The 13,789-nt window shown below is 70.2% G+C and carries 14 protein-coding genes; 8 read left to right on the forward strand and 6 right to left on the reverse strand.

The genetic code is table 11. The features are described from left to right. Positions 1 to 6: 6 nt before the first annotated feature. The 5 genes from AC067Z_RS19605 to AC067Z_RS19625 all read left to right on the forward strand — a co-directional run bounded on the left by AC067Z_RS19605 (position 7) and on the right by AC067Z_RS19625 (position 4,988). Positions 7 to 945, forward strand: a complete 939-nt coding sequence (locus AC067Z_RS19605; RefSeq protein WP_478790799.1) for a cellulose-binding protein — start codon at positions 7 to 9, stop codon at positions 943 to 945. A gap of 134 nt (positions 946 to 1,079) precedes the next feature. Then, complete coding sequence (locus AC067Z_RS19610) at positions 1,080 to 2,060, forward strand: ATP-binding cassette domain-containing protein (RefSeq protein ID WP_478790800.1); 981 nt, start codon at positions 1,080 to 1,082, stop codon at positions 2,058 to 2,060. Between the two features lie 3 nt (positions 2,061 to 2,063). Continuing rightward, positions 2,064 to 2,843 (forward strand): ABC transporter permease, encoded by a 780-nt coding sequence (locus tag AC067Z_RS19615; protein ID WP_478790801.1) that lies wholly within the window; start codon positions 2,064 to 2,066, stop codon positions 2,841 to 2,843. Between the two features lie 148 nt (positions 2,844 to 2,991). Next, positions 2,992 to 4,152 (forward strand): ABC transporter ATP-binding protein, encoded by a 1,161-nt coding sequence (locus AC067Z_RS19620; RefSeq protein WP_478790802.1) that lies wholly within the window; start codon positions 2,992 to 2,994, stop codon positions 4,150 to 4,152. Continuing rightward, positions 4,149 to 4,988 (forward strand): ABC transporter permease, encoded by an 840-nt coding sequence (locus AC067Z_RS19625; protein ID WP_478790803.1) that lies wholly within the window; start codon positions 4,149 to 4,151, stop codon positions 4,986 to 4,988. The genes AC067Z_RS19620 and AC067Z_RS19625 overlap by 4 nt, the downstream gene beginning before the upstream one ends. Positions 4,989 to 4,993: 5 nt before the next feature. Here the strand turns inward: AC067Z_RS19625 and AC067Z_RS19630 are convergent, their stop codons facing one another. Next, positions 4,994 to 5,323, reverse strand: coding sequence for an ATP/GTP-binding protein (locus AC067Z_RS19630; RefSeq protein WP_478790804.1), 330 nt, complete (start codon positions 5,321 to 5,323; stop codon positions 4,994 to 4,996). 214 nt (positions 5,324 to 5,537) lie between these two features. On the opposite strand from AC067Z_RS19630, the gene AC067Z_RS19635 reads away from it, so the two are divergent. Next, positions 5,538 to 6,569 carry an LLM class flavin-dependent oxidoreductase gene (locus tag AC067Z_RS19635; RefSeq protein ID WP_478790805.1) on the forward strand — a complete coding sequence of 344 codons (1,032 nt, stop codon included), beginning with the start codon at positions 5,538 to 5,540 and terminating at the stop codon, positions 6,567 to 6,569. A 75-nt stretch (positions 6,570 to 6,644) separates the two neighbouring features. Here AC067Z_RS19635 and AC067Z_RS19640 read toward each other — a convergent pair whose 3' ends face one another. Continuing rightward, positions 6,645 to 7,037: an SCO5389 family protein gene (locus AC067Z_RS19640; RefSeq protein ID WP_478790806.1), complete on the reverse strand. Its 393-nt coding sequence runs from the start codon at positions 7,035 to 7,037 to the stop codon at positions 6,645 to 6,647. A gap of 278 nt (positions 7,038 to 7,315) precedes the next feature. Between AC067Z_RS19640 and nucS the strand changes: the two genes are divergently transcribed. Further along, positions 7,316 to 7,978: an endonuclease NucS gene (gene nucS, locus AC067Z_RS19645; protein ID WP_478790807.1), complete on the forward strand. Its 663-nt coding sequence runs from the start codon at positions 7,316 to 7,318 to the stop codon at positions 7,976 to 7,978. Between the two features lie 273 nt (positions 7,979 to 8,251). On the opposite strand, the gene AC067Z_RS19650 is transcribed toward nucS, so the two are convergent. The 3 genes from AC067Z_RS19650 to AC067Z_RS19660 form a co-directional block, all read right to left on the reverse strand. Next, the gene (locus AC067Z_RS19650) at positions 8,252 to 10,633 is read right to left on the reverse strand and encodes an ATP-binding protein (protein ID WP_478790808.1); all 2,382 of its coding nucleotides are present in this window, start codon (positions 10,631 to 10,633) and stop codon (positions 8,252 to 8,254) included. 265 nt (positions 10,634 to 10,898) lie between these two features. Next, positions 10,899 to 11,222, reverse strand: coding sequence for an STAS domain-containing protein (locus tag AC067Z_RS19655; RefSeq protein ID WP_478790809.1), 324 nt, complete (start codon positions 11,220 to 11,222; stop codon positions 10,899 to 10,901). 151 nt (positions 11,223 to 11,373) lie between these two features. Further along, entirely contained in the window at positions 11,374 to 12,222 is an 849-nt protein-coding gene (locus tag AC067Z_RS19660; RefSeq protein ID WP_478790810.1) for a 3-hydroxyacyl-CoA dehydrogenase family protein, read from the reverse strand. A 254-nt stretch (positions 12,223 to 12,476) separates the two neighbouring features. Here AC067Z_RS19660 and AC067Z_RS19665 point away from each other — a divergent pair, with 254 nt between their 5' ends. Beyond that, on the forward strand, positions 12,477 to 13,049 hold the full coding sequence (locus tag AC067Z_RS19665) for a cob(I)yrinic acid a,c-diamide adenosyltransferase (RefSeq protein ID WP_478790811.1): 573 nt from the start codon (positions 12,477 to 12,479) through the stop codon (positions 13,047 to 13,049). A gap of 158 nt (positions 13,050 to 13,207) precedes the next feature. On the opposite strand, the gene AC067Z_RS19670 is transcribed toward AC067Z_RS19665, so the two are convergent. Next, positions 13,208 to 13,789, reverse strand: a complete 582-nt coding sequence (locus AC067Z_RS19670; RefSeq protein ID WP_478790812.1) for a hypothetical protein — start codon at positions 13,787 to 13,789, stop codon at positions 13,208 to 13,210.

The raw sequence follows: 13,789 nt of genomic DNA on the forward strand, positions 1-13,789 counted from the left end.
AACCCCATGAGCGACACTTCCTCCCCCTTCGGCTTCGAGCTCGTGCGGCGTGGTTACGACCGCGGTCAGGTGGACGACCGCATTACCAAACTCGTCGCCGACCGTGATAGTGCTCTGACCCGAATCACCTCTCTGGAAAAGCGCATCGAGGAGCTCCACCTCGAGACGCAGAACGCCCAGGCCCAGGTCAACGACGCGGAGCCGTCGTACGCCGGTCTCGGCGCGCGTGTTGAGAAGATCCTCCGCCTCGCCGAGGAGGAGGCGAAGGACCTGCGCGAGGAGGCCCGTCGCGCGGCCGAGCAGCACCGTGAGCTCGCCGAGTCCGCCGCCCAGCAAGTGCGCAACGACGCCGAGTCGTTCGCGGCTGAGCGCAGGACGAAGGCGGAGGACGAGGGCGTCCGGATCGTCGAGAAGGCGAAGGGCGAGGCCCAGACCCTGCGCAGTGAGGCGCAGAAGGACGCGCAGTCCAAGCGCGAGGAGGCCGACGCCCTCTTCGAGGAGACCCGCGCCAAGGCCGCCCAGGCCGCCGCGGACTTCGAGACGAACCTGGCCAAGCGCCGGGAGCAGTCGGAGCGGGACCTGGCCTCGCGTCAGGCGAAGGCGGAGAAGCGTCTGGCGGAGATCGAGCACCGCGCCGAGCAGCTGCGCCTGGAGGCCGAGAAGCTGCGCACGGACGCGGAGCGCCGGGCCCGTCAGACGGTGGAGACCGCGCAGCGCCAGGCCGAGGACATCGTGGCCGACGCGAACGCGAAGGCGGACCGGATCCGCAGCGAATCGGAGCGCGAGCTGGCGGCCCTGACGAACCGCCGCGACTCGATCAACGCCCAGCTGACCAACGTCCGCGAGATGCTGGCCACGCTGACCGGTGCGGCCGTTGCCGCGGCGGGCACGCCGGCGGACGACGAGCCGATCTCCCGTGGAGTCCCGGCCCAGCAGACCCGCTGACACACCCGGATGTTCCGGTGCCCGGTGCCGTTCAGGTGCCGGGCACCGGTGCATCCCGGGGGTGTTGCACAACTGTCCCGTGTCGTTGGCCCAACCCGGTGGCGTTGCCTTTCCCGCCCCCGTAGCGTGAACGCATGATCGAGCTCGAGGGTCTCACCAAACACTTCGGAACGAAGGTCGCCGTCGACCGTCTGTCCTTCACAGTCCGCCCCGGGGTGGTGACCGGTTTCCTCGGTCCCAACGGCGCGGGCAAGTCGACCACGATGCGTATGATGCTCGATCTGGACAACCCCACCAGCGGGAAGGTCCGGATCGACGGCAAGCACTATCGCGATCTGGCCGAGCCGCTGAAGTACATCGGCGCCCTGCTGGACGCCAAGGCGATGCACGGTGGCCGCAGCGCGTACAACAACCTGCTGTGCCTGGCCCAGGCGAACCGCATCCCCCAGAGCCGCGTGGCGGAGGTCCTCGACGTGGTCGGACTGACCGCGGTCGCGCGAAAGAAGTCCAAGGGCTTCTCGCTCGGTATGGGCCAGCGGCTGGGAATCGCCTCTGCGCTGCTCGGCGATCCCGAGATCCTGATGTTCGACGAGCCGGTCAACGGTCTGGACCCCGAGGGAATTCACTGGATCCGCAATCTGATGAAAACCCTGGCGCAGGAAGGCCGGACGATCTTCGTCTCCTCGCATCTGATGAGTGAAATGGCCCTGACGGCCGATCACTTGATCGTGATCGGCCAGGGCAAGCTGCTCGCCGATACGTCCATGGCCGATTTCATCCACGAGAACTCCCGCAGCTATGTCCGGCTCCGTTCCCCGCAGCGGGAGAGGGTGCTGGACGTCCTGCACCAGGCCGGTCTGATCGCCGTCGAATCGGGGAACGGCACGCTGGAGATCGACGGCGCCTCCACCGAGCAGATCGGCGAGCTTGCCGCGCGGCACCAGATCGTGCTGCACGAGCTGAGTGCCCAACGTGCCTCGCTCGAGGAGGCGTTCATGCAGATGACGGCGGGCGCGGTGGAGTACCACGCGCACTCCACCGGCACCCGGCCGACGCTGCCTCCACCGCCCGGCCCCGACGCCCCTCAGTGGGCCCCGCGCAACAAGGGAGACTGACCGATGGCTTCCGTTCCCGCCGTCCTCCAGTCCGAGTGGACGAAGATCCGCACAGTCTCCTCCACACGCTGGACCCTGGTCTGCGCGCTGGGCGTGACGGTCGCCATGAGTGCCGCGCTGTGCGCCCTGATGAACGCCACCTTCGACGATCTGCCGGATGCCGAGCGGCTGACCTTCGACCCCACCCTGATCAGCTTCTCCGGGATGGTGCTGGGGCAGCTCGCGATGGTGGTCTTCGGCGTCCTCGTCGTCGGCACCGAGTACAGCTCGGGCATGATCCGCACGTCGCTCGCCGCGGTCCCGCAGCGTGCCACGTTCCTCTTCAGCAAGATCGCGGTGGCCGGGCTGCTGGCGCTGGTGGTCGGGATGGCGACGAGCTTCCTCACCTTCTTCCTCGGCCAGGCGCTGCTCGGTGACCACCGCACGACGATCGGCGAGGAGAACGTGCTGCGGGCGGTGGTCGGCGGCGGCATCTACATGGGACTGATGGCGATCTTCTCCATGGGCGTCGCTTCGATGCTGCGCAGCTCGATGCTGTCGCTGGGCATCCTGATGCCGTTCTTCTTCCTGGTCTCCCAGATCCTGGCCGCGGTGCCGGGCGCGAAGGACGTCGCACGCTACTTCCCCGACCAGGCCGGGGCGAAGATCATGCAGGTCGTCCCGAACGCGATGAACAGCGGGGACTCGCCGTACGGCCCATGGGGCGGCCTGGGCATCATGCTCATCTGGGTGGCTGCGGCGCTGATCGGCGGCTTCCTGGTGCTCAAGAATCGCGACGCCTAGGTCACGGCCCGGCTACGGGGACGCTCCGTATGAGGACAAGGGCTTGGCTGGAACCGTCAAGGCCCGGATATCCTCCTAACTCTTACGGGGGGCATACGGCAGTACGGCCAGGGCCCCGACGACCCGACAGTTCAATGGGGCTGGAGAAATGATCGAGGCAGTCGGCCTGACGAAGCGCTACGGCGCCAAGACGGCCGTGTACAACCTTTCCTTCCAGGTGCGGCCAGGCGCCGTCACCGGATTTCTCGGGCCCAACGGTGCCGGCAAGTCCACGACCATGCGCATGATCCTCGGCCTCGACAGGCCGACCGAGGGCCAGGTCACCATCAGCGGCCGGCCGTACCGGCAGCTGCCGAACGCGCCGCGGCAGGTCGGTGCGCTGCTGGACGCGAAGGCTGTCCACGGCGGCCGCAGCGCCCGCAACCATCTGCTCTCGCTCGCCCAGCTGTCCGGCATCCCGGCCCGCCGCGTCGACGAGGTACTCGGTGTCGTCGGTCTGCAGGACGTCGCCAAGAGGCGCTCCAACGGCTTCTCGCTCGGCATGGGGCAGCGGCTCGGTATCGCCGCGGCGCTGCTCGGCGACCCGCAGGTGCTGCTCTTCGACGAACCGGTCAACGGTCTGGACCCCGAGGGCATCCTGTGGGTCCGCAATCTGATGAAGCAGTTGGCCGCCGAGGGCCGCACGGTCTTCGTTTCCTCGCACCTGATGAGCGAAATGGCGCTCACCGCCGACCACTTGATCGTGATCGGCCGTGGTCAGCTGCTCGCGGACATGAGCGTCAAGGACTTCATCTCGCACAACTCCGCCGACTTCGCGCGCGTACGGACGCCCCAGACGGAGCCGCAGCAGCGCGAGAAGCTGTCGTCGGCGCTGACGGAGGCGGGCGGCCAGGTGATGTCCGAGCCGGACGGCGCCCTGCGCGTCACCGGTCTCGCGCTGCCGCGCATCAGCGACGTGGCCCACGCGGCGGACGTCCGTCTGTGGGAGCTGTCGCCGCACCAGGCCTCGCTGGAGGAGGCCTACATGCGGATGACGCAGGGTGCGGTCGACTACCGCTCCACCGAGGACCAGAAGGCGGGACTGATGCAGCAGCCGCCGATGGGGTACATGCCTCCGCCGCAGCAGATCCCCGACGTGCCGCAGCAGGGCTGGTACGCCCCGCCGCCGCCGGGACCCGGCCAGAACCCGTACGCGGCACCGGTGCCGAGCGGCGCCCCCGCCCCCACGGCCCCGGCCGCACCTGCTGCTCCCCCCGCTCCCCCGGCCGCCGCGCCCGCCGACCTGACCAAGCCCGAGGACGCCCGATGAGCACCCCCTACCAGCAGACGGGCGCCCCCGCGCCTTCGTACGCCTCCCCGATCCCGGTCCGCGGGGCGCACCTCGGCGACGCGCTCGCCTCCGAGTGGACCAAGATCCGCTCCGTGCGTTCCACGATGTGGACGCTGGGCGTGATGATCGTGCTCATGCTCGGCATCGGCCTCGGGGTCGCGGCACTCGTCGCGGCCGCCGGAGAATCGGCCGAAATGGGCGAGGCCTCCGCGCTCGGCATGGGATTCTTCGGTGTGCTTCCCGGCTCGATCTGCGTGATGACCCTGGGCGTGCTCACCATCGCCTCGGAGTACGGCACGGGCATGATCCGCACGACGCTGACGGCCTGCCCCAGCCGGGGCCGGGTGCTCGCGGCGAAGGCGATCGTCTTCTTCCTGCTCGTCTTCACGATCACGACCGTGGTGGCCGCGATCGTCGCCGTCGCCCAGGACGCGATGGTGGAGGCCGCGGAGCCCACCGGCGCCGAGTGGCTGCGTGCCACTGTCGGCGTGGGACTGTTCGTCGCCGCGCTCGGCCTGCTGTCGCTGGCCCTCGGCGCCATCATCCGCCACTCGGCCGGCGCGATCACGACCATGATCGGCGTGATGCTGCTGCCGCTGGTCGCGGCCATGTTCATGTTCTCGGAGTCGCTCGCGGACGTGCAGGAGTTCCTGCTGGAGTACGCGATCCCGAGCCAGCTCATCGGCGTCTACGGCGAGGACGCTGCGGCCAGTTCGGAAGGCCCGCTCGGCTGGCAGCCGGTGGGGATCATGTTCGGTCTGGCCGCCGTGGCGCTCGGTGGCGCCTTCGCCGCCCTGAGCAACCGCGACGTCTGACGGACTCAGTACCGCGGCGCGTTACGGGACCGCTGCACCCTTGTGGTGCGGCGGTCCTTCGCGTTCCAGCAGGCCTTGTGCCAGTGGCGGCGGTCGTCGACCCCGCCGTGCTCGGGCCAGGCCACGACATGCGGGACGCCGGAGGGGATCTCCTGGTCGCAGCCCGGGCAGCGGTACGTCTTGCCTGCAGCACGTGCGCCGGCAACATGCCGGACCGACCAGTCCTCGCCCTGCCAGGACTCGCTGCTCCCGAAGCCGCCGTACCGGTCGCCGCTCACGTCGGCTCGCTCGGTCGGCTTCTCGCCGCCTCGGGGGCGGTTGCGGCGCGGGGACACGTGGCACCTCACTCGGCGGTGGTCCGGACAAGTCCCTTCCAGCGTAAGGGCCCGAATCGGGGGCACCTGCCCTGTCACGATGAGACCGTGGCTCCCGCAGTCGCCGGTTACCGGAAAATCGCAACAACTTCCCGATCGGCCGTGCCTTTGGCACGTGTCGGACGTTGTTGCCGGTAGGGGGAGTGACGCGTCGGCCGCAAGGAGGCAATAGGCGATGCGCGTGGGGACTTTCGTACTGGCAGCCCAGTTCCCGGGACAGGGGCAGGGAGAGGCACTGCACCGCGCGGTGCGCTCGGCCGAGGTCGCGGAGGAATCCGGCCTGGACTGCGTGTGGTTGGCGGAGCACCATTTCGTGCCGTACGGGGTGTGCCCCTCGGCCGTGACACTCGCCGCCCTGCTGCTCGGCCGCACCCGCAGGATCCACGTCGGCACCGCGGTGAGCGTGCTGCCGAGTGCCCATCCCGTGGCGCTGGGCGAGCAGACCGCCCTGTTGCATCTCACCTCCGGCGGGCGCTTCACGCTCGGCGTGGGGCGGGGCGGGCCATGGGTCGATCTGGAGGTCTTCGGCGGCGGACTCCCGGCGTACGAACGGGAGTTTCCGGAATCACTCGATCTGCTGCTGCGCTGGCTTCGCGACCGGCGCGTCGGAGCGGACGGCGAGCGGTTCGCCTTCCGCGAGGTCCCGGTCGTGCCACGCCCTGACGAACTGCTCGGCGGCCCGCCCGGCGGCCCGGAGGTGGTCGTCGCGTGCACGTCCCCGAAAAGCGTGAAGCTCGCCGGCGAGCGCGGGCTGCCGATGCTGCTCGGGATGCACTGCGGGGACGAGGAGAAGGCGGAGATGGTGGCCCTGTGGCGCAGGCATGCGCTGGCCGCCGGCCGCACCCCCGACGAGATCGCGGGCGCCGGTCATGTGTCTGCCGGGGTCGTCCAGATCGCCGACGACACCACGGAAGCGACCGAGACACTGGTGAAGGCGATGCCCGGCTGGTTGAAGCAGGGCCTGGACGCGCACATCACCGTCGACGGGCGGCACCGCGCCATGCGCGACCCCGTGACCTACACGGAACTGCTGTGCGCTCTGCACCCGGTGGGCACTCCGCGCCTCGCGGCCGACCGGCTCGCGGCGACGGCCGAGCGGACGGGCATCACACGTTTCGCGCTGCTGGCGGAGGGCTCCGGCGATCTCAGTGCCACCGAGGAGAACGTACGGCGGCTGGGCGCGGAGGTACTGCCGCTCCTCGCCTGAGCGCGCCCCTACGCCCCCGGCCGGACCCGTCGTCCCGGCCGGGGTCGTACGCACGCGTACGGACTCGTACGGACCTCAGCAGTCGCGCAGTTCGGGCGACTGGTTCAGCAGCTGGCCCCGAACGGAAGTGAAGCGGGCGAGCCGCTCGTCCACCGAGGAGTCCATCGGGAACACCGCTACGCGGTGGCAGTTCTGGAAAGCCAGACGCACACCGAAATGCCGCTGGAGCGCACCGCGAATCGCGTCACTCGCGAGTGCGCGCAGCAGCTGACCACGTGCCTGCTCGTCCGGCGGAGGCGTCTGGTTGTCGGCGAACTCGCCGCCGTCCACCTTCAGCTGAGCCACCAGAGAACTGATCATCTCCCATGCGTAGGGCAGGGAGGTCCGGACGCAGTCGACGAAAGCTGCTTCGTCGACCTCGCCTCGCTCGGCCTGTTCCAACAGCGCCGGTGAGACGTCGAGCGACATGGGTTCTCCTCTCGCGGCCCCGGACAAATGGGGCCTTACGGGCAGGGAAGGAGGAAGCGAGCGAAACGACGACATACGAACGACGTAGGACGACGCAGAGTGCACGACCGGCAACCTCCCGCTTCCACGGTAAGTGCGCTGTCTTGAGCGCACCAGGAGATTGGGAACACAACCGGCCAAATAACGATGGGGGCGAATCGGGGCAGGCGACCCGAAGGACCTCGAAGGCGACGGGGCGAATCGCGCGGGGCAGCACCGGTCGAGTAGCGTTGCGCACCATGCGTCTCGTCATCGCCCGCTGCTCCGTGGACTACGCGGGCCGGCTCACCGCCCATCTGCCCTCCGCACCTCGATTGATCCTGGTCAAGGCGGACGGCAGCGTGTCCATCCACGCCGACGACCGGGCGTACAAACCGCTGAACTGGATGTCGCCGCCCTGCACGTTGAAGGAGGGCGACGACGACGTCTGGACCGTGGTGAACAAAGCGGGCGAGAAACTGATCATCACGATGGAGGAAATCCTCCACGACTCGTCGCACGAGCTCGGAGTGGACCCCGGCCTCATCAAGGACGGCGTGGAAGCGCACCTCCAGGAGCTGCTCGCCGACCGGATCGAGACACTCGGCGAGGGATACAGCCTCATCCGCCGCGAATACCCCACGGCCATCGGCCCGGTGGACATCCTGTGCCGCGACGCGGACGGCGCGACAGTGGCGGTGGAGATCAAACGCCGCGGTGAGATCGACGGCGTGGAACAGCTCACGCGCTATCTGGACCTGCTCAACCGCGACCCGCATCTCGCGCCGGTGAAGGGCGTGTTCGCGGCCCAGGAGATCAAGCCCCAGGCCCGCGTCCTGGCGACGGACCGCGGAATCGGGTGCGTGGTGCTGGACTACGACGCGCTGCGCGGCATCGAGGACGACAAGCTCCGCCTGTTCTGACCCTCCGGGCCGCGCCCTCGCCACGCCCGTGGCAGGGGCGGTCCGCACGGGGCGACCGTGCCCTGTCGACCACCATCGGCACCCACTTCCGCGGCAGGTACGCCCGGAAGGATCGCGCCGCCGCGCGGAGGCATGTCCCGTGCGCACGGGATGCGCGGCATCCGACCGCGCCTTGCCACCGACGTCTCGATTGCGATCGCCGTCCGCCCCGGCTTTCGTGGCAAGCCCGACGGACCACGCCGCCCCGCGGAACAGGGCTGGTCCGCCACGGCGTCACATGACCTGCGCCGCCGACGCCTCCGTGGCCGTCGGGCCGCTCGCCGATGTGCCGGCGTCAGGGGCCGACGGGGACGTCGTCTGACTGTCGGAGGGTGACGGAGACCCCGTGGGGGGTGTCGGCGTCGGCGTCGGGGTCGAAGACGGCGGCTTCGGCGTCGTCTTCGTCGGTGTCGGCCTCGGCGGTCGCGGCGTGTCCGACGGGGTCCCAGGCTGCGATGCGGTCGACGACGGGGACTCCTCCGGGGTCGACGGCGCGTCGGGGGACGACGTGCCGCCCGGCGTCGACGACGACGTCGGCTTCTTCGTGGCGCCCTTGTCGTCGGGGGCGTCCGACGTGTCGTCCGCCGGGTCCTGCGGGGTGTCCCAGTCGTCCTGCAGATCGTCGTCCGCCGGCTGGCCGTTCCTGACGTTGTCCGCCGGCGGGTCCTCCTTGTCGGAGGTGGCGCCGAGGGTCACGACGGTGCCGAGGACGGCCGCGAGCAGCGCGCCCGCGCCGGCGGCGACCAGGTTGCGGCGGGCACCGCCCAGGAGCGCGGGCCGGCGGCCCGGCGACGCGGGAGGGGACGCCAGGGTCGCGGGCTGCTCCGCCAGGTCCGTACGGGGCAGTTTCGGGGTCGTGGCGCTCAGACCGGACAACGGCCGCAGGGCCGCCACACCGCGGGCCGGTGAGGCCGGCTCCTCGCCGCGTACGGTCAGCGCCTCCGGCTTGGGTGCGAGCCCCGGCACCTTCGTGCGGTCCTCGACGAGCGCCAGCGCCCGGCGCCCGGCGACCGTGCCGCTCTTGTCGGCGAGCGCCCCGCGCATGGCGATCGATGCCTCCAGCTCTGCCCTGGCCCGGTCGAGGTTGCCGGTGCAGAGCGCGAGGACGCCCAACTCGTGGTGGAAGTAAGCCTCTTCGGCGACCTCACCCGAGATCCGGGCGGCCTCCGAGCCGACCCGCAGCGTCCGCTCCCACGCGCCCCAGTGCTGCCCGGCGGCGAAGACGGGGGCCGCGCTGCGGGCGAGCAGGACGGCCGTGCTGGAGTGGCCGGCGTCGTGGCCGGGAACCAGCGCGCCGAGCGCGGCGAGGACCGCGTCCGCCTCGGCGACGGCACGCTCGGGCGTGACGGACGGGTGCCCGGACCACCAGGCGTAGTGCTGTGCGGCGTTGTGAGCATGAGCGACGGCGTCCTCGTCGTAGCCCTTCTCGCGCAGCTGCGCGAGCACCCCGGCGGCGAGCCGGTAGCGCGGGCCGACCGGGGACAGCAGTCCGCAGCTCATCAGCTCCCCGAGCGCCGCGTCCGCGTGCGTGTCCCCGATGAGCGCCGGCAGATGCGCCTGGTGGGGCACCTCGCCGCCGAGCGCGACGGAGATGCGCAGGGTCTGCCGGGCGGATTCGCCGAGCCGTGAGGCGAGCAGCGGCGCGGGAGCCGCACCCTCTCCCAGCGTCGGCAGCGGTACGTCCTTGCCCTGGGCCGCGTCGAACGGAGCGAACTCCTCGAACGCCTCCGGGTCACCACGCAGGTTGTCGCACTGCCGGAGCAGCGCGCCGGCCTGGACGAAGCGCAGCGGCAGCCCCTCGGACTCGAACCAGAGGTCGCCCGCCCAATTGGACTCCTCCTCGCTCAGCGGCCGGTCCACGGTGCGCTCGAGCAGCTCCAGCGCGGTGGCGCGGCCCAGGCCGCCGAGGAAGACCTCTTCCAGGGGCGATTCGGCGGAGGGAGCGGCGACGTCGGGCGTCGCTGCGAGCAGGAAGGCGCATTCGGGCGCGGCGTCGAGCAGCTCGTCGAGCGCTGCGCCGCCGAACTCCAGGTCGTCGAGGATCACCACGGCGCCGATGTCGCGGACGAAGCCGGCGAGGGCGTTGCGGTCGGGACGGTGACCGGGCGAGGCGAAGACGACGGCGAAGAGATCCTGGAGGAGTTCGCCGGGTGCCCGGTGGTGGCCGTTGAGGCGCACGACACCGTCGGGGGCGAGCTCCGTGCACTGGTCGGCGACAACGTCGAGGAGGGCGCTGCGGCCGGATCCCGAGGGGCCGGTGAGCCGGACGGAACGGCCCTGGCTCAGCAGCCGGACGAGGCGCTCGCGTTCCTCGTCACGCTCCAGCAGGGGCAGCCTCGGCGACGCGGGTCCCGGCGGGAGGGGAGGCAGTGCGGCGCGCTGCAGCTCGGTGCGTTCGGCCGCGGTGCGGCGGACCGGCCTGGAGGGCTGCTCCCCGGGCGGGCAGGGTTCGATCTCGCTGCCGTCGACGGGGTTGACGGTCAGCAGGAAGTCGCCGGACACGAGCCGGACGGTGCGGGCGGTAGCCGGTGCGGACTGTCCGACCGGCGTGATCGCGTCACGCGGCGGCCGCGCCGGTCCCACGCCCTTGCCCTCGCCGAAGCTGTCGTTGTCCATGGTGAAAGCCCCTAGATACGGTTGCCTGGCTTCGCTCCGCCAAGATCACTGGAATCCCGGGGCCGGAGCCGCGTGCTGATGCCCTCCCGGCCTCTCTGCACACTCGCCGTCGCTTCGGTCCGGTGCCCACCTCATGGGTCCTTCGAAAGGGTGGGCGATCGAACCCTAGACGCTCTGTCGGCATCGCGGAACCGTCGGGGTCGTGCGCCGTCCGGGACGTCACGGTCTCAGGAGGTTTGCGCGCCTCCTGTCGATCGCACCCGACTCAGACCCGGGGGAGCGATTCGGCCGCGATGCCGCCTTCGATGGCAAGGATGCGGTGCAGCCTGGTGGCGACCAGGAGTCTCTGCATCTGCGGCGGCACGCCGCGCAGCACCAGCCGGCGGCCGCACCTGCCGGCCCGCCGGTGCGCGCCCATGATCACCCCGAGTCCGGTGGCGTCCCAGGAGTCGAGCCGAGTCAGGTCGAGCACGAGGTCGCCGACACCGTCATCGACGGCCGAGTGCAGGACCGTACGGGCGTCCGCCGCGCTGCGGACGTCGAGGCGGCCCCCGACGACCAGCTCGGCGTGGTCGCCCCTGATGTGCATATGCGCTCCCCTGAGATCTCTTCGTTGCCCCGTGTTCGTTACTTGTCCGTCTTGCAACAACTGACTGCCGCGCAAGCGCGAGGGTTGCTGCTTGTAAGCGAACCGATACCGAATTCACCCCGGCGGGCGATACCGAATCGGTCAATAAGGTTCAGTGCTTGTAGAAGCCCTGCCCGCTCTTGCGCCCGATGTCACCGGCGTCCACCATCCGGCGCATCAGCTCCGGCGGCGCGAACTTCTCGTCCTGCGACTCGGTGTAGATGTTGCTCGTGGCGTGCAGCAGGATGTCGACGCCGGTCAGGTCGGCGGTGGCCAGCGGCCCCATCGCGTGACCGAAGCCCAGCTTGCAGGCGATGTCGATGTCCTCGGCGGTGGCGACGCCCGATTCGTAAAGCTTCGCCGCCTCGACGATGAGAGCCGAGATCAGGCGGGTCGTGACGAATCCGGCGACGTCGCGGTTGACGACGATGCAGGTCTTGCCGACGGACTCGGCGAACTCCCGCGTGATGGCGAGTGTTTCGTCGCTGGTCTTGTAGCCGCGCACCAGTTCGCACAGCTGCATCATCGGCACCGGCGAGAAGAAGTGGGCGCCGACGACGCGTTCCGGACGCTCCGTCACGGCCGCGATCTTGGTGATCGGGATGGCGGAGGTGTTGGAGGCGAGGACGGCGTCGTCCCGCACGATCTTGTCGAGCGCGCGGAAGATCTCGTGCTTGACCTCGAGCTTCTCGAAGACCGCCTCGACGACGATGTCCGCGTCGGCGACGGCGTCCAGGTCGGTCGTGGTGGTGATGCGCGCCAACGCCGCGTCGGCGTCGGCGGCTTCGAGCTTGCCCTTGGAGACGAAGCGGTCGTACGACGCCTTGATGCCGTCGCGTCCGCGGGCCAGGGCCTCGTCGGTGACATCGCGGAGGACGACGTCCCAGCCGGCCTGCGCCGAGACCTGCGCGATTCCGGACCCCATGAGTCCGGCCCCGATGACGGCGAGCTTCCTGGCCACTGCGACACCCCTTAACAGCTGTTTACATATTCGCTCTCTGGCGGAGGTTAGCGCCCGTGAGGTGCCGTGTGACCACGAAGAGATGCGCGTCACGTCCCACATGGCGGACATCACACCGACGGGCGGCCGTTCGGCCCCGCGGGCGGGCTTTCGAGGGCGGTCACACCCGTCCGCTTCGGCCGTCCCGGTCGCCTTCTCCGTGACAGTCGGCACACGTGCGCTCCGCGCGGCCGGAGCGTAACTACGCTTGCGGCATGGTCAATCTGACGCGCATCTACACCCGTACCGGCGACCAGGGCACCACCGCTCTCGGCGACATGAGCCGCACCGCCAAGACCGATCTGCGCATCGCCGCGTACGCCGACGCCAACGAGGCCAATGCCGTCATCGGCACGGCCATCGCCCTGGGACAGCTCGGGGAGGAGGTCGTGAAGGTTCTCGTCCGGGTGCAGAACGACCTGTTCGACGTGGGCGCGGACCTGTCGACGCCGGTGGTCGAGGACCCGAAGTACCCGCCGCTGCGGGTGGAGCAGTCCTACATCGACAAGCTGGAGGCCGATTGCGACCGATTCCTGGAGGAGTTGGACAAGCTGCGCAGCTTCATCCTGCCGGGCGGCACGCCGGGCGCGGCGCTGCTGCACCAGGCGTGCACGGTCGTACGGCGGGCGGAACGCTCGACGTGGGCGGCGCTGGAGGTGCACGGCGAGAGCATGAACGCGCTGACGGCGACGTACCTCAACCGCCTGTCCGACCTCCTGTTCATTCTCGCCAGGACGGCGAACAAGGAGGTCGGCGACGTGCTGTGGGTGCCGGGCGGCGAACGCTAGGGCCTCTCGTTCGGATCTTGCCGGCCTCGCGTGCCCTGGTACGCACGCTCGCCGCGTTGTCGTCGGTCGGCATGGCTCCGCCATGCCTCCCTCCTCCGCCTTGCGATCGCACGCACCAGACCCCGCTCACTGATCCGGCCTGATCCAAACGAAAGACCCTAGTCCGTGTCCGCGCGGACCGGCTCACGGTCGGCCTTCGGCTCGGGGACGGGTGCCTTCTTCGGCCAGAGCGTGTACGAGAGAGCGATCAGGCCGTGGATGCCGGCCCCCCGCCAGGCGGTGTACATCCAGCTCTGCAGTGAATCGGTCCGGCCCGCTTCGCCCACGTACCAGATCGCGATCTGGAGCAGCACGGTGGTGACGACCGCCGCCAGGAGCGTGCCGAGCCAGATCCTGCCCTCGTGCTTGGCGCGGGCCATGCCGTAGCGCGGCGGCCTGGTCGGCGGCGGGGCGTTGCCGAGCCGGTGCGCGGCATGGCCGTCGAGCCACTTCACGGTGCGGTGGCCGTGGCCGACGGTGTAGCCGATGTAGAGCGCCGCGAGGCCGTGCTTCGCGCTCGGGTCTGCTCCGTTCTTGAGGTCGATCGCGGTCACGATCAGCAGCACGACCTCCAGCAACGGTTCGCACAGCAGCAGTGCGGCTCCGGTGCGCGGCATCTTCAGCAGGTAGCGGACGGCGAGTCCGGCGGCCAGCAGCACCCAGAAGCCGACCTCGCAGATCACGATCAGCGCGACGATCAC

Source organism: Streptomyces sp. NPDC043812 (assembly GCF_056436245.1).